This is a genomic window from Gemmatimonadota bacterium (assembly GCA_040388625.1).
Classification (GTDB): domain Bacteria; phylum Gemmatimonadota; class Gemmatimonadetes; order Gemmatimonadales; family Gemmatimonadaceae; genus Fen-1247.
Map to the genome: position 1 here is coordinate 269,124 of JAZKBK010000005.1, position 15,895 is coordinate 285,018.

The 15,895-nt window shown below is 61.8% G+C and carries 11 protein-coding genes; 9 read left to right on the forward strand and 2 right to left on the reverse strand.

Annotation, left to right across the window (positions count from 1 at the left end):
- The first annotated feature begins 82 nt into the window (after window positions 1–82).
- The 4 genes from V4529_13000 to V4529_13015 all read left to right on the forward strand — a co-directional run bounded on the left by V4529_13000 (window position 83) and on the right by V4529_13015 (window position 4,331).
- The gene (locus V4529_13000) at window positions 83–919 is read left to right on the forward strand and encodes a sulfite exporter TauE/SafE family protein (protein MES2359244.1); all 837 of its coding nucleotides are present in this window, start codon (window positions 83–85) and stop codon (window positions 917–919) included.
- The gene (locus V4529_13005; protein ID MES2359245.1) at window positions 916–1,314 is read left to right on the forward strand and encodes a DUF1634 domain-containing protein; all 399 of its coding nucleotides are present in this window, start codon (window positions 916–918) and stop codon (window positions 1,312–1,314) included. Before V4529_13000 ends, V4529_13005 begins: the two co-directional genes overlap by 4 nt.
- A gap of 39 nt (window positions 1,315–1,353) precedes the next feature.
- Window positions 1,354–2,931: a hypothetical protein gene (locus V4529_13010; protein ID MES2359246.1), complete on the forward strand. Its 1,578-nt coding sequence runs from the start codon at window positions 1,354–1,356 to the stop codon at window positions 2,929–2,931.
- Between the two features lie 125 nt (window positions 2,932–3,056).
- The gene (locus V4529_13015; GenBank protein MES2359247.1) at window positions 3,057–4,331 is read left to right on the forward strand and encodes a histidine kinase dimerization/phospho-acceptor domain-containing protein; all 1,275 of its coding nucleotides are present in this window, start codon (window positions 3,057–3,059) and stop codon (window positions 4,329–4,331) included.
- Window positions 4,332–4,349: 18 nt separating this feature from the next.
- Here V4529_13015 and hrpB read toward each other — a convergent pair whose 3' ends face one another.
- A complete protein-coding gene (gene hrpB, locus V4529_13020) occupies window positions 4,350–6,893 on the reverse strand; it encodes an ATP-dependent helicase HrpB (protein ID MES2359248.1) in 2,544 nt (847 codons plus the stop codon).
- Window positions 6,894–7,064: 171 nt separating this feature from the next.
- Here hrpB and V4529_13025 point away from each other — a divergent pair, with 171 nt between their 5' ends.
- Window positions 7,065–9,380 carry a M28 family metallopeptidase gene (locus V4529_13025; protein ID MES2359249.1) on the forward strand — a complete coding sequence of 772 codons (2,316 nt, stop codon included), beginning with the start codon at window positions 7,065–7,067 and terminating at the stop codon, window positions 9,378–9,380.
- 148 nt (window positions 9,381–9,528) lie between these two features.
- Here the strand turns inward: V4529_13025 and V4529_13030 are convergent, their stop codons facing one another.
- Window positions 9,529–11,121 carry a peptidase S10 gene (locus V4529_13030; protein ID MES2359250.1) on the reverse strand — a complete coding sequence of 531 codons (1,593 nt, stop codon included), beginning with the start codon at window positions 11,119–11,121 and terminating at the stop codon, window positions 9,529–9,531.
- Between the two features lie 172 nt (window positions 11,122–11,293).
- Between V4529_13030 and V4529_13035 the strand changes: the two genes are divergently transcribed.
- The 4 genes from V4529_13035 (at window position 11,294) to V4529_13050 (ending at window position 15,888) form a co-directional block, all read left to right on the forward strand.
- Window positions 11,294–11,785 (forward strand): protein-disulfide reductase DsbD domain-containing protein, encoded by a 492-nt coding sequence (locus V4529_13035; GenBank protein ID MES2359251.1) that lies wholly within the window; start codon window positions 11,294–11,296, stop codon window positions 11,783–11,785.
- 34 nt (window positions 11,786–11,819) lie between these two features.
- Window positions 11,820–13,190, forward strand: coding sequence for a cytochrome c biogenesis protein CcdA (locus V4529_13040; GenBank protein MES2359252.1), 1,371 nt, complete (start codon window positions 11,820–11,822; stop codon window positions 13,188–13,190).
- 200 nt (window positions 13,191–13,390) lie between these two features.
- On the forward strand, window positions 13,391–15,025 hold the full coding sequence (locus tag V4529_13045; GenBank protein ID MES2359253.1) for a hypothetical protein: 1,635 nt from the start codon (window positions 13,391–13,393) through the stop codon (window positions 15,023–15,025).
- 176 nt (window positions 15,026–15,201) lie between these two features.
- Window positions 15,202–15,888 (forward strand): hypothetical protein, encoded by a 687-nt coding sequence (locus tag V4529_13050; GenBank protein MES2359254.1) that lies wholly within the window; start codon window positions 15,202–15,204, stop codon window positions 15,886–15,888.
- Window positions 15,889–15,895 lie beyond the last annotated feature (7 nt).

Here is a 15,895-nt window from a genome sequence, read left to right on the forward strand (position 1 = left end):
CCTGGTCCCGCCGCCTGTTGCGGCGGGTGGCGGCTGGAGTCCCGATCAACTAAGCTACGCGTTCCATGACTTTGTGTCCTCCATGAGTGTTCTTGCCATGACGGGGCTGGTCGCGATTGGCTCATTCGCGGCTGGCATGCTTGGAGCACTCACGGGGCTCGGCGGTGGCATGATCATCGTGCCCATGCTCACCCTGGTGTTCGGAGTGGATATCAGGTATGCGATCGGCGCTTCACTGATTTCGGTGATAGCGACGTCGTCCGGTGCGGCCGCCGCGTATGTCCGCGAGGGCTACACCAACATTCGAATCGGAATGTTCCTGGAAGTAGCGACCACGCTCGGCGCGCTGGGCGGAGCCTACATTGCCGGACTCATCTCGACGAGCGCCATAGCGGTAATCTTCTCCCTGGTCCTGGCATACTCGGCCTACCGGTCGTTTCAGCCGCGGGAAGAACATTCCATCGACGGCCCGCCGGACAAGTGGGCCACGCGCCTCAGGATGGACGGCACATATCCTACCGCCGAAGGGCTGCAGGCGTACACCGTCCACGCAGTGCCGACCGGCTTCTCGCTCATGTTCCTCGCCGGAATCCTGTCCGGGCTGCTTGGCATCGGATCGGGAGCCGTGAAGGTGCTCGCAATGGATCAGGCGATGCGTCTTCCGTTCAAGGTCTCGACGACGACGAGCAACTTCATGATCGGCGTGACCGCGGCGGCGAGCGCGGGCGTCTATCTGCATCGCGGGTACATCGATCCTGTGCTCGCGTTCCCCGTCATGCTCGGCGTGCTTGCCGGTGCGCTTACGGGTGCACGAGTTCTTGCCGGCGCGAAGGTGCGCGCACTGCGCACGATATTCACCGTCGTGATAGTGTTCCTCGCTGTGGAAATGGCTTACAAGGGTCTGCGAGGCGGCATATGAGTGAGCCGCTGTGGCGCACCGGTCGCTGGAGCGACGAGCACGTAGAGCTCTTCGTCGGAAATCTCCTGCGTTGGGGAGTGATCATAGCCGCTGCCGTGACTGTTGTCGGTGGCGCGCTCTTCCTCTCGCTGCATGGCGGAAGAATCGCGGATTACCACGTATTCCATGGACAACCGGATGCGCTCAAATCCGTCTCCGAGGTTGTGGCCAAGGCGCTGCGGTTCCAGCCTGAGGCGGTGATCCAGCTCGGGCTGCTGCTGTTGATCGCAACCCCGATCGCCCGCGTCGCACTGTCCCTGCTCGCCTTCGTGAAGCAGCACGACCGTACCTACATCGTAGTCACGGCGATCGTGCTGGGCTTGCTTCTCTACAGCTTGACGGGAGCGGGCGCCTAGCCTGCCCACCGAAACCGTTCTCCGCAACAGGTCACGTCAATGTTAGCGTCGATTGTCACCCTCCTGACGTTGCTCGGCACGATATCACCTGCGCACGTCGCTCCGGCGCCTGTCGCGCAGATTCACTACACGGTAGCGATGCCGGATCCGGCGTCGCACCTGTACACCGTCACCATCGATGTCGATGGCGTGAAGGGTTCTGTCCTGAAGCTGCAGATGCCGGTCTGGTCGCCCGGACGGTACGCGCGCATGGATTTCGCCAAGAATGTACAGGAGTTCTCCGTAACCGATGGTAACGGCAAGGCGCTCAAATGGGATCGCGAGAACGGATCGCTGTGGCGCGTTTATCCCGGTGCTGCGCATCGCGTTGTAGCTCACTATCGCGTATTCGGCGACGATCTGTCCGGAACATTCAGCGTGCTCGACACGTTGCACGCGAACTGGAATGGTGCATCGCTCTTCATGTACGTCGAGGGCCGCAAGCCCTCGCCGGTTACGTTGCATGTCGATGCACCCGATGGGTGGCACATCATCAACGGCGACGCGCAGAAGCTCGACCAGACCGATTATTCATTCGAGAACTACGACCGCCTGATCGACACGCCGACCGAAGTCGCGCCTGGTTTCATGGTCGATTCATTCACGGTCGACAACAGACTGTATCGCACGGTCGTTCATCACAACGGACCGACCACTCCCGAAGAACGCGCCCGCTTCGTGGCCTCGATTCGCAGGATCGTCGAGGCTCACAACCGCGTGATCGGACCGCCGCCGCTGCGCATGTACACATTCCTGTTCCACATCGGCTTCCCCGGCGGCGATGGCATGGAGCACCTGTACTCGACGCAGATCATCGATCGCAAACCGTGGGTGGATACTGCCTCCGTTCTTGCGGGAGTCGAGACGGCCGCGCACGAATACTTCCACGTGTGGAACGTCAAGCGCATCCGGCCGTTCGCGCTCGGGCCGTTCGACTACACGCGCGAGCAGTATCAGCCGAGTCTCTGGGTGGCGGAGGGCTGGACGCAGTACTACGGCGAGATGGCGACGTCGCGCGCGAAGCTTGGCTCGACCGAAGACACGTATGCGATGATGGCGGGAATCGTCCAGGCAAACCTCACCGCGCCGGGCCGCAAGGAAGTCTCCGCGCGCATGGCCTCGTTCGAGGCTCCGTTCTTCGATGGCGCACCGCGTGCTCAGAAGACGAATGCGTCGCAAACATTCTTCACCTATTACTTCAAGGGTGCTGGCATTGCGCTCGCGCTCGATCTGATGATCCGCGACCAGAGCAACAACGTGCGCTCGCTGGACGATGCCCTGCGTGCGCTCAAGAAGCTTTCGTGGGATCAGCCGAACGCGTCCTACTACCTGCAGGGACGCGGCTACACCGAGGCCGACGTGGAGCACGCGGTATCGCAGGTGATGGGCAAGGACATGCATCCCTGGTTCGAGCGCTACGTGGGCGGAAAGGAAGACATGGACTTCGACAGCATCCTCGCTCTGGCCGGTCTGAAGCTGAACCGCGACGCCACGCGCTGGACGATTACTGCCGATCCGGGCGCATCGTCAAGACAGATCGCGATACGGGACTCGTGGCTGGCGGACTCCCAGCAGTAGCTCGCCAATGGTAGCGCTGGCGTCCTAGCGCGCCGCCTCGAACCGCGTCCTCTTGCCGATCCACGAAGCGATGGCAGTGACACTGCCATCGCAGGATCGTCATTTGTCAACCTCAACGACGTGTAATGCAACCTGGGTCCCCCTCACCTGCACGGTCATGGCGCGCTGCGCTAGTCGTCGCCTGCCTTGCCGGCACGACGGTTGTGTGCGCCATCCTGGCAACTGAGGTACGGCAGGTCAATGCCGCCCTCGACACGACTACATCGCAGACACTCCGGGACTACGCGACTTCGGCGGGCCGGATCCTGGGCACGGAGGCGATCCGACGGTCGGAGGGGTTCAGGTCGAGACTCTACGGTCCGTTGATGGGCACCATAGTCGTGGATGGAGCAGCGCCGCCATTGGCCACCTTCGCGCACCGCGCCGACTCTCTCTACGCCGCAGAGAAATACGACCCTGATTCGCTTCGCGGCTATATCCGCGTCGATGTGCGAACCCATAGTTGGGAAGGCGTGGGCTCGATGGCCGATTCCAGCCGTGCGGCTGCGGTGGTGGCCAAGGCCCTGGCGAGAGCGAGACTGGATACGGCACGAACGCCGCTCCTCGTGCTTCCCGGCGCGCACGAGCCCATAATCGTCTCGGCCGCGGCGGTCGCCGACTCGGCCGGGCGTCAGTACATGTATATCGTCGTTCAGGCGCGTGCAACGAATTTTCGCCACGCGATGCAGGCGACAATGCAGTCGGTACCGCTTCTGCCGCCGTCATTCGCGGGATCTGCGTGGAACCTGGACAAGTCCGCCGCTGCCAATCACGTCTCGAACGATTCACTCATCGGTGTACGGATCACCGCAGTCGATGGAACGGTGCTCTACGTATCACCCCATTCCTACGACAGTCCCTACCGCGGAGAGTACCACTTCCAGAGCGGACCGGACGGCTTCACCATTGAAACCGTGCTTCGTCCGAGTCTCGCTACGGCGCTCGTGCCCGCAGTCGTTCGCACCGCCAGCCGGTCGCTTTACATCGGGCTCGGACTTGTAGGCTGCTTTCTTCTGGCCGTTTCCTTCATCGCCTTCTGGGGCGAGATGTCGCATCAGACGGCCGAGCGGGCCAAATCGCTGCAGCAACTCACGACAGGACTTCGGCATGAGCTGAACAATGCGCTCGCGAGCGTCATGCTCGAATCTCAGATGCTCGCGGCGTCCGACGACGCATCGCTCGATGCGCGCTATGCGGGTGCCGCGATCGCTGAACAGGCGGAGCGGATGCGGAAAGCTCTGCGGCGGCTCGACAACGTCGATCACCTGCCGGTGGTCAACTACTTCGAGGGAAAGTCGATGCTGGATCTCACCGGCTCGCACCCTACGGAGCAGGAGCGCGAAGCCGCACGCGCAAGCTGACCTAGGCTCGGAACGGCGTTACTCTCCCCTCCGTTTTGCCCTCGCCGTCGGCGCTGCAGTCAGGGGATCTTCCGGCCAGACATGCTTTGGATACCGTCCGCGCAGCTCCTTCCGTACCTCGAAATAACTCCCGCGCCAGAAACCTTCCAGATCACGCGTGACCTGCACTGGCCTGCGCGCTGGCGATAGCAGCTCGAGCGTCAAGGGAACGCTTCCGGCATCGACAGTCGGTGTCTGCTTCACGCCGAACATCTCCTGTAGTCTCACGGCAATGCTTGGCGCGTCCGGCTTGCCGTAGTCGATTGCGACACGCGTGCCCGTCGGCGCGACATAATGAAGTGGTGCGAGTCTGTCGAGATCGCTGCGCTGCCGCCAGTCCATCATCGCCATCAATGCACGGTCGAGATCGTCGTCCAGATCTCGCAGAGACGTGCGTCCGTCCAGAATGGGCGCCAGCCAGTCGTCGAGCGTCGCCGTGAGGAACTCGTCGGACATGTCGGGCCAATCCGCGTGTCTCGCTCGCACGAATGCGACACGCTCGCGGACTGTCTTCGCGGCGCCACTCCATGGAAGCGTCTGAATCCCTTCGCGGCGCACTATGTTCAGCATCAGCTGCGCCGCGCCTTTCATTCCAGAATCGGTAACTAGCGATTCACTGAGTGTGATCGCGCCGAGTCGCGTTCGCATTCGCGCGCGAACGCTGCGCGCGCGATCATCCCACTCCAGAACCTCCTCGACCTCGATCTGATCTGCGAACAGCGCATCGATCTCCGATTGCGTCAACGATGCACCTAGAAATATTCGCGACGATCGCGCATCACCGTCGAGCTCGGCGGCTACTATGTATTCGGCTGACGACAGTCCCTGCGGGTGTGTGAGCGCTGCGCCGCGCCCGTTTCGAAGCAGGAAGCGCCCGTCCATCACGTCGCCCCGCGCCTGACCGATGCGGTCGGGGTATGCGAGCGCCAGAACCACTCCCGCGTTCGCTGTCTCACCCGCGGAATGACTGGCAACACCCAGCTGACGTCTAAGCGCCATGCTTTCTGCCGCAATCCGTCGCAGTTGCGTCCCGTCGACCTGCGCGCCGTGCAGTGCGACGCGACCAGCCGGCGCGTGCAGCAACTCCAGACGAATCCCGATGTCGGCGTCGGCAGCTCCATCGACGCCACGTACGAAGTCACGCTCGCCGAGTATCGCGGCAATGTCACATGCGATCGCACCATTGCCGATAGCGATCGATCTTATCAGCATGTGCGCGATGCGTGGATGAACCGGCAGCGCCGCCATCGCGCGACCATGATGCGTGATGGCACCGGACTGATCGAGCGCGCCGAGCATCGTCAGCAGTTGCGCTCCCTGCTCCAGCGCCGATAGTGGTGGAGCATCGAGCCAGCGAAGCTCGTCCACATCCTTTATCCCGGCAACTGCAAGCTCGAGAACAAGCGGCGCGAGATCAGCCTGAAGAATCTCCGGACTCGTGTGCTCCAGAAGATGATGCTGCTCGTGCTCCGGCCAGAGACGGTAGCACCTGCCCGGCGCCGTTCGTCCCGCGCGTCCCGCGCGTTGGTCGGCAGAAGAGCGTGATGTGCGGACGGTTTCGAGGCGCGTCATTCCGCTTCGTGGCGAAAAGCGGGGTGCGCGCGCGAGTCCGCTGTCGATCACGACCCGGACACCTTCGATCGTGAGACTCGTTTCCGCGATTGGCGTCGAGAGCACGACCTTGCGCGAGCCGCGCGGTGCGGGTGCAATCGCCGCATCCTGTGCCTGCTGCGACAGATCGCCATACAGCGGCTCGACGTGCACGTTGTCCGGCACGCGCCCCGCGAGCAGTGCGGCGACACGCCGTATCTCCGCTCCGCCGGGAAGAAATACCAGAATGTCGCCGTCGTTATCGTCGAGTGCAGCCACGACTCTGGATGCAACCGCCGCTGCCAGGCTCCGTGCGTCCGGCCGCGCCGAGTACGCCAGCTCGACCGGGAAGATCCGCCCTTCGCTTCTGATCACAGGAGCACTATCCAGAAGCGTTGCGACCCGCGCGCCGTCCAGCGTGGCCGACATGACGAGTATTCTGAGATCAGGTCGTATCAATGACTGCGATTGCAGCGCGAGTGCGAGCCCGGTATCGGCGTGAATACTGCGTTCGTGAAACTCATCGAAGATGAGAAGCCCCACGCGCTCCAGCGTTGCATCGCTCTGCAACATTCGCGTGAGGATTCCCTCCGTCACTACTTCGATCCTCGTTCTCGGCCCTATTCGCGTGTCGCGCCGCACCCTGTATCCAACAGTGTCGCCGGCGCGCTCACCGAGCAGCTGAGACATGCGATGCGTTACCGCGCGCGCGGCCAGCCGGCGCGGCTCCAGCATCACGATCCTGGAGTTGCCGAGCCACGGCTCGTCGATCAGAGCGAGAGGGACGTGAGTCGTCTTTCCGGCGCCGGGAGGGGCCTGCAGTACGGCGCCGTTCCCGCTCGCCAGCGCCGCGCGCAGGGCGGGGATCGCCTCGTCCACGGGAAGCCGCGCTCCAGGTAGTTCTTCGCCGCCGGCGTCGACTGGTCGAGTCATTCACAGTTGAAGTTAACGACACCCGGCATGTTCCCGGTCGCGCCGTCGCTGGCGTACGGCACGGGCGCGGCGATCGGGAACATGCCGGGTGATCCGAGTGGAACGGTGTGAACACGCCTTCGAACATGTGATCCGACAACCGGTGCGCCTGTCAGCCCACGCGGGCGACCTGTGAACCGTATATTCGGCGACTGGCTCGTGTCGGTCGTCAACCACTGCTGTGAGGGCTACATGCGATTTTTCAGTCTCCCGTTTCTCGCTTCGCTTGGCGTGCTCGCCGTCCCGCTGGTCGCGGCGTCTCCGCCTCCATCGGGCGACATCCTCGGCTTCACTCCAGCATCGTCGCGAATTCAACGCGACTGGGAGAACAAGTTTCGCGCGTTACCCGATCCAGCGCGCATGCGCGCGGACATGAAACTGCTCGCCGCGCGTCCACATCACGTTGGCTCGCCGTACGACAAGCAGAACGCGGAATGGATCCTCAAACAGTTCAAGGATGCCGGATGGGATGCGCACATCGAGACGTTCAACGTGCTCTTCCCGACACCAAAGCAGCGACTCGTCGAGCTCGTCGCGCCGACACGCTTCACGGCGAAGCTTCAGGAACCACCGGTACCGGGAGACCCGACGTCGTTCCAGACATCGGAGCAACTTCCGACTTATAACGCGTACTCGATCGACGGCGACGTCACGGGTCCACTCGTCTACGTCAACTATGGAATCCCTTCGGACTACGATGAGCTTGCACGGCGCGGTGTATCGGTCAAGGGCGCGATAGTCATCGCGCGTTACGGGCAGTCGTGGAGAGGCATCAAGCCGAAAGTCGCCGCGGAGCACGGCGCGATCGGTTGTCTGATCTATTCCGATCCTGGCGATGACGGTTACAACGATGGCGACGTCTTTCCGAAAGGACCGATGCGTCCGGCCGACGGCGTCCAGCGTGGCAGTGTGATGGACATGCCAACCTATCCAGGTGATCCGTTGACTCCGGGTGTCGGCGCTACGAAGGATGCAAAGCGTCTCGCACTCAAGGACGTGAAAGTACTCACGAAGATCCCCGTGCTTCCCATCTCGTACGGTGATGCGAAGCCACTGCTCGCGGCCATTGGCGGTGACGTTGCGCCGAACGGCTGGCGTGGTGCGCTCCCGATCACGTACAAGGTTGGACCCGGACCTGCGCGAGTCCATCTCGTCGTCAAGTCCAACTGGGACATCAAGCCGATTTACGATGTGATCGGCCAGTTGCGCGGAAGCTCGTCGCCGGATGAATGGGTGGTTCGTGGAAATCATCACGACGCATGGGTGAACGGCGCGGACGATCCGATCGCCGGTCAGGTTGCGCTGCTGGAGGAAGTCCGCGCAATGGGCGCGCTCGTCAAACAGGGCTGGCACCCCAAGCGCACGATCATCTACGCCGCCTGGGATGGAGAGGAACCCGGTCTGCTGGGTTCGACCGAATGGGCTGAAACACACGCGAAGGAGCTCGCGGCACATGCAGTTGCGTATCTCAACAGCGACACTAACGGACGCGGTTATCTCGGCGTCAGCGGCTCGCACGTGCTGGAGAAGTTCATCAACGGTGTGATGCGCGACATAACCGATCCCGAAACCGGCGCGAGCGTTGCAAGCCGGTCTCGCGCGCGTTCGCTCCTGCATGCGTCCGCCGCCGCGCGCAAGGATATTCGGAACCGCGCCGATCTTCACATCGGCGCACTTGGCTCCGGCTCCGACTACACTGCGTTCCTGCAGCACGTCGGCGTTCCATCGATGAACCTGGGCTTCGGCGGCGAGGATCAGGGTGGTGTGTACCATTCGGTGTACGATGACTTCTACTGGTACACGCACTTCTCCGATACGTCGTTCGTATATGGCAAGGCGCTCGCGCAGACTGCCGGCACCGCCGTGATGCGCCTCGCTGACGCTGACGTGATTCCGTATGACTTCACCGATCTTGCGCAGACCGTCGGCACCTACGTGACCGAGCTCAAGACGCTTCACAAGACGATGGCATCGGATGTCGTCGAGCACAACCGTGAAGTTGCCGACAGTGGATTCTTCCTCACCAACGATCCGCGTCATCCGCTCACGCTTCCGAACGCTGAAGCGGCGATACCGGATCTAGACTTTGCGCCGCTGGACAGCGCGACTGCTGCATTGACCCGGGCCGCTGAGCGCTATCAGGCGGCATTCGCGCAATCGATGGACGGCGCAGCCACGGAGAGCTTCGTCAAGCTCAACGCAGATCTGCTGCAGAGCGAGCGCGTGCTCCTGTCGGATGCCGGACTCCCGAACCGTCCCTGGTTCAAGCACCTGCTGTATGCGCCCGGTTACTACACTGGCTACGGCGTCAAGACGATCCCCGGCGTGCGCGAGGCGATCGAACAGAAGGAGTGGCCACTGGCAACAACCGAGATCGGACGTGTGTCAGCGGCACTGAACGCCGAGGCCGCGTTGGTTGACAGAGCCGCAACGGAATTGGGCCACTGATAGAGCGATAGGCGTGATGTTCGTCATTCCCGCGAAAGCGGGAATCCATGTTGTCGATCTCTGGTTGCGATGACACCAGGAAGTTGATCGGCATCAGATGGATTCCCGCTTTCGCGGGAATGACGAGTCTACAACGTAGTATCCCTGCTCAGAGCCCCGACGTCTTGTCGATGAACGCCGCTACGTTGCTCTTGAATTGCGCGAGTGACGGAACATTGACATAGATCATGTGCCCCGACATGTACTCGGCTTCGGTGATCTGACTGCGTACCTGCTTCGGAACGCCGAGATGATCCATTGTCCACTCGGCGGCAAAGTACGGCGTCGCAAGATCGAAGAGGCCGCTGTTGAGCATCACGTGCAACTTGGGGTTCGTGCTCAATGTGTTCGCGAGATCCACCGCAACGTTGGTATGGCCCGGCCAGCCGCGTCTGTCGCCATGCGTCCAATCCCATGGATTCACCCTGCCGGAGATCGCGTAGAGCTTGTCGCGGCCGTAGTTGAGTTCCTCGTGCATGTACTGGTTGAACAGCGACACGTACGCCGAACTGATGTCTGCCGACTGCGGATCGTACTCGGCGTTTTCCGCGAGCAGGTCCCCGGTCTCACCGACAAAGCGCGCATCGAGACGACCGACTGTCTGGCCGTGCTCGCGCAGCAGCTCCTTCTCGAACTGTCCAGCGTTCACCCGAAGGTTCGCCTTGTCGATGTACGCACCGTTGAGTCCCGTGTACTGCTGCAGCTTGGCGATGATTCTCGCGCGATCCGCGCTCGAGAGATTGTCGCCCGCCATCAGAGCCTGCGCATAGTCAGTCGTGGCGAAGTGCTCGACTTCCTTGAGAAACGGGCGCAGCTCGGCCGGTCGATTCGCCAGTGCGTTGTGATACCACGCAACCGCCGCATACGATGGCAGATACATGACGTACGGCATGTCGTTTCCGGCGTCGAACGTGATTGTCTGGAAGTCCAGCACCGACGACAGCAGAATCACACCATTCAGATCGATGTTGTAGCGATTCTGCAACACGGCCGATAGCGCCGCGGAGCGCGTGGTTCCGTAACTCTCGCCCATCAGATAGCGCGGCGAGTTCCATCGCCCCGACTCGCTCAGATAACGACTCACAAATTCGCCGAGAGAGCTGGCATCCTGATCCACGCCCCAGAAATTCTTTCCCTTCGCCTTGCCGACCGGCTTGCTGTATCCCGTTCCCACCGGGTCGATGAAAACGAGATCCGCCTTGTCCAGCATGCTGTACTGATTGTCCACCAGATGATAAGGTGGCGGCGCTGAATGCACGGTGTCGGGAATGTCGACGCGTTTGGGCCCGAGCAATCCCATGTGAACCCACACGGACGACGATCCCGGTCCACCGTTGTACGCGAACATGATCGGTCTGCGAGAGCGGTCTGTTACGCCACGTTGCGTATACGCCGTGTAATAGATCTCCGCCGTCGGCTCGTCTGTGCTGTCGCGCAGAATTATGTTGCCAACCGTAGCGTCGTAATCGATTCGCTTGCCGCCGATCGTCGCCGAGTGATGCGTAACCACATGCACCTCTCTCGCGGGTGCTGGCGCGCGGGAGCCTTGCAGGATGGTGGTTTCGACCGTTGTGTCGGCGCGCCCCCGAACCGTCGTGTCGCGGCTGCTGTCCGGACGTGCTTCCCCGCGTCGCGTGGCACGCTGGCCGAACGCGGCGGCTGGAATCAATACTGCCGCGACAAGAAAGGCGGCTCTCTTCATGTTGGAATTCCGGTTTTGGCTGAATTTCATGGGCTGTGTCAGATTCGCACGGCGGCGGGTAACAGAGGCAGATATTACACACACGATCGCGCTCCGCTAGCCGCCATCCGCTGATAACGGGCCGCAACCGGAATCCCTGCTCGCTCATTACCTATATTTCAGCCCTACGCCCATGAAGACCGCATTCATATATACGGCTGCAGTCGTCGCCCTCGGCGCCTGCTCCCAGACGCCCGGGGTTGCGGCGCAAACACCTGTTCACTGGTCAATTGCCCCGGTTCGGGGTGCGATCACCAATGGTACGGTATCGACCGTAAGGGTCGATGGCACCATTCAGGCCGGCTGGCACATTTACTCCATCAGCCAGCCGCCCGGCGGACCGTATGCCACCCGGATCTCCGTTCCAGATGGGCAGTCGTTCGTCGCCGCCGGCAGCCCCGAGGCGGTCCTGCCGCCGCACGTCGCATTCGACAGCGCCTTCAAGATGAATGTGCAGTTGCATGAAAACGCGGCCAGCTTCGACGTACCTGTGCGCTTCACCGGAAAGTCCGCCGCTGGCGACTCCGTCCACGTGAACGTCAGGTACCAGGTCTGCAACGCATCGCTCTGCCTCCCGCCGCAGACCGCGAAGCTCGTGGCGCCGGTCGTAACAACGGCCAGGTAGTCACCGCCGATGATTCTCAGCGTCGGATGAATCCGTGATCCAGGCACCGGCGGGAGTTTCTCCTGCCTTTCTCTGGCTTGCTGCGACCGCAGGTGCGTTGTCGCTGCTCACACCGTGCGTCTTTCCCATGGTGCCGATCACGGTATCGTATTTCCTGCGTCACGCCCAGACTAGCCGAGCCCGAGCGTTCACCGCGGTCGCGATCTTCGGACTCGGCATCATCGTCACCTTTACCGCACTCGGCGTTACCGTCGCCGCGCTCGTTGGAGCTGCGGGGCTGACGCGCTTCGCCGCCAACGCATGGGTGAACCTCGCGATTGCAGCAATCTTTCTCGCTCTCGCGCTCAACCTGCTTGGCTTCTATCAGTTGAACGTGTCGAGCCGAGTGCTGAGCGGCATCGATTCGGCCACGCGGGGCAGGAAAGAATCCGACGCAACGACCACGCTGCTCATGGGTGTGCTGTTCACGCTCACGAGCTTCACGTGCACCGCGCCGTTCATCGGCACGCTGCTGGTCGCCGCATCACAGGGCGAATGGCAACGGCCGATTGTCGGAATGCTGGTTTATGCCATCGTATTCGCGCTTCCATTCATCGTTCTCGCGACTGTTCCTCGCTGGATCAACAGTCTGCCCAGCTCCGGCGCATGGCTGAATCGCGTCAAGGTCGTGATGGGCTTCGTCGAGATCGCCGCGGTGGCGAAGTTCATATCCAACGCGGATCTGGTCTGGCACTGGAATATCTTCACGCACGATGTCGTGCTCGCGATCTGGGTAGCGCTCGCGCTGATCGCCACGTTCTACCTGTTGGGCGCATTTCGTCTGCCGCACGAGCCGCCGCTCGCGCGTTCGGAAGCAACCCGGACATCGCAGCGCGCCCTGCCGCACATCAGTGCCTCGCAGGCGATTCCGGCGCTGGTGTTTCTCGCGATTGGCATGTGGCTGGCCACCGGCCTGACGGGTAGCACGCTCGGTACGCTGGAATCATTCCTTCCTCCCGTCGGCGGCGCACCGGCTCCGGTAAACGCCGCCGATGTCCCAGCCGAGCTCAACTGGCGGCTCAACGATCTTCCCGCCGCGCTCGCCGTAGCGCGTCAGGAGAACAGGCGTGTATTCATCGATTTCACTGGATACACCTGCACCAATTGTCGCTGGATGGAAGCCAACATGTTCACTCGACCCGAGATAAGAGTCGCGATGAACCGCTTCGTCCTCGCGCGTCTCTACACCGACGGCGACGGCGATATCTACGACAGGCAGCAGCAGATGCAACAGCAGCGCTTCGGAACCATTGCCCTGCCGCTCTATGCGATAGTCGATCCCGACGGCAAGACCGTCACAACATTCGCCGGGCTTACACGGAGCCCGAATGATTTTCTTTCCTTCCTGTCCGACGGCCTGAATTAGTCTTTTCCCGTCGATTTGTCCGGTACGGATCGTACCATGCTGTAAGTCAGATGTTGTATTTCTTGCCAGGCGAAAATCGCCGATTACCAACCCATGGGCGGCTCGTCCTAATGGGACGCACGCGATCGCGTGCTGGGGAATTCGGGCGGAATCAGCTGTATGGGATACGTCCCTGTGGCGCACCTTTTGGAGGCTCGACCATGTTGTCCCATCGCTCGTTGTGCATTGGGCTCCTGCTGCTGCCGGCGCTTCCTGCGTTCGGCCAGAAACCCGCCGCGTCGCATCGTCCCGCGCGGGCGCACTCGCAACAAACGTCGGCATCTCTTGCTACACCGCAGGTACGCGCAGTCGTGCTTCCGGTCGACGGACTCGAGAGTGATTCGGTGCAGACGATCATCTCGCGCGATCTGAATTTCGGCGATCGCGTACAGGTCGTATCCGATCTGACACCTGCCATTCCGTCCACCAAGAAGGCGCAACAGCCAACTACTGTGGTCAGGACAGTCGCCACTGCGACCGGAGTGACCGTGTCGCTCGTCGATCCGCTGAGCGGTACAGTCAGGCAGCAGCATGATTTTGCGCTTCCTCAGGTGCCGCATCGCACGGAGCAGGCGATTGCCGATTCGCTGAACCAGGCCTTCGACGCACGCGATCTCATGCGTCGCACGCGCATAGTTCGCGCAGAGACAGTTCGCGACTCGCTCCAGGTGGAGATGGCGAAAAAGGCGCCCAGGCTGCGCAACAAGGAGGCGAAGTCGCAGTACGCCGAGCTCGTCGCTCAGCGCAACAATATGCTCATCGGCGCGCTGGGAGAGCTCGCGATAATCCGTGGCGAGCGTGAGCGTGACGAGGCTGCGCGCGCCGGAGTCCAGCGCGATGCGATCGCACGTGAAGCAGTGATTCGCGATTCAGCGACCGCGGCCCGCCGCTGGGCAATCCACGGTGTTTCTGACGCTGTCGAGGAATGGATGACCGGCCACCGCGGCATCGCGCAGTCACGCGTGGCATACGTATCGAACGGTGTGATTCGTGTCGTCGATTTCGATGGCGCCAACGATCATCCCGTAACGCGTATCGACAAGGAAGGCGACAAGGCGATGTCGCCTGCATGGCGCCGCGACGGCACCGGCATCGTTTACAGCGAGATGAGTGATGCAGGTACGCAGATCGCCCTGGTCAATCTGGTTACCGGAAAGACTCGCACGTTGGCGGCAACGCCGCGCGGCCTCAACATCACGCCGATCTTCTCCTCCGATGACAAGTCGGTCATATACGCGAACGGCTCCGATTTCCACACGGGTCTTGTCTCGGTCCAGCTCGACGCCGCCACGACGGCCAGGCCGCTTCCCGTGAACCGCGCCTTCGACGTCGATGAGCCGATTCTGAGCCCCGATGGTACGCGCATCGCCTACGTCTCCTCCCGTCCCAAGACTCCGCAGATCTATTCCGCCAATCTCGACGGAACGGACGAGCGTGTCGAAGCACCGGCTCCCCCAAAGACACGGGTCTATCACACCAGCCCGGACTGGAGCCCTGACGGACGGATGATCGCGTACCAGCAGCAGAATGGCGATTTCCAGGTCTGGGTAGTAAACCGGGACAATCACAACGTCCGCCGCCTCACCTCGGTTGGAGAAAACGAGGACCCGTCTTGGGCACCGGACGCGCGCCACATCGCTCTCACATCCAACCGTGGCGGTTCCAAGGCCATCTGGGTTCTGGATATCCAGACCGGTCGCTCCCGGCAGCTCACGGCAGCCGGCGACGCTCGGCTGGCAGCATGGTCCGGTCCGCTCGGCTCCAACGCTCCAGGACCCCTGGCGATAGCGCGGTAATCGAATGTTCATCATGGGCTGAAGCGTTGCACCTGTAACGCTACGTTACAGCCATTTCGTTTCGTAAACCGGCGGGTCGCATCGTAAGTCGTTGCTATTCAACGATTTAGCTTGTGGCCCGCCGGTTGCTTTAGAGCCCGGTGCAAGAACCTTCGCACATTACTGGAGCCAAGCACATGTTTCGTACTTCGATCGTTCGCTCTACCATATTCGGTCTCGGCGTCGCGCTCATCGCGACAGGGTGCACACCGGAGAACCTTTCCGGCCCCCAGGCATCGCTGACCCCGCCGAATGCTGCAGTGGCGGCAACGCCTGGAGCCAATGCCAACCTGCTTGGTGGAGTCATCAATCTTACTGGAACGGTCGTTCAGACAGTCGTTCAAACTGTGAATGACCTGCTTTACCCGGTCGTTCAGCGCCAGCAGGCGCTGGCTCATCCGATCACGGTCACCCACACAATCGGCACCGCCGGTGGGTCGATCTCGATTCCCGAGGCAGGTTTCACCATAACGTTCGCCCGCGGCGCGGTGCTCACGCCCACGCCGATCACCGTCACCGCCGACTCTGGCAAGGCGATCTCATACGAGTTTGGTCCGCACGGCACGCAGTTCTATGCGCCCGTAACGATCAAGCAGGACATGAGTCTGACGACGCTGGTGGACAATCCCGGCGCCGCATCAGGCATCCATGGCGGTTACACCGCAAACGGCCTGCAGGACATCATCAACGGATTGCTGGCACGTGTCGCTGAGATTATCAACGCCACGACAACGATCATCATTGGCCCCGATGGCAAGGCGCACCTCGGCACTTCCAGCTTCATAATCAAGCACTTCTCGGGCTATATCCTCATCAGCACCTGAGGCGCCC

Bases quoted from the DNA above. Each gene is read 5' to 3' on its own strand.
- V4529_13015 (MES2359247.1), top strand. From the start codon at position 3,057: ATGCAACCTGGGTCCCCCTCACCTGCACGGTCATGGCGCGCTGCGCTA.
- V4529_13050 (MES2359254.1), top strand. From the start codon at position 15,202: ATGTTTCGTACTTCGATCGTTCGCTCTACCATATTCGGTCTCGGCGTC.
- V4529_13010 (MES2359246.1), top strand. From the start codon at position 1,354: ATGTTAGCGTCGATTGTCACCCTCCTGACGTTGCTCGGCACGATATCA.
- V4529_13005 (MES2359245.1), top strand. From the start codon at position 916: ATGAGTGAGCCGCTGTGGCGCACCGGTCGCTGGAGCGACGAGCACGTA.
- V4529_13045 (MES2359253.1), top strand. From the start codon at position 13,391: ATGTTGTCCCATCGCTCGTTGTGCATTGGGCTCCTGCTGCTGCCGGCG.
- V4529_13000 (MES2359244.1), top strand. From the start codon at position 83: ATGAGTGTTCTTGCCATGACGGGGCTGGTCGCGATTGGCTCATTCGCG.
- hrpB (MES2359248.1), bottom strand. From the start codon at position 6,893: ATGACTCGACCAGTCGACGCCGGCGGCGAAGAACTACCTGGAGCGCGG.
- V4529_13035 (MES2359251.1), top strand. From the start codon at position 11,294: ATGAAGACCGCATTCATATATACGGCTGCAGTCGTCGCCCTCGGCGCC.
- V4529_13030 (MES2359250.1), bottom strand. From the start codon at position 11,121: ATGAAGAGAGCCGCCTTTCTTGTCGCGGCAGTATTGATTCCAGCCGCC.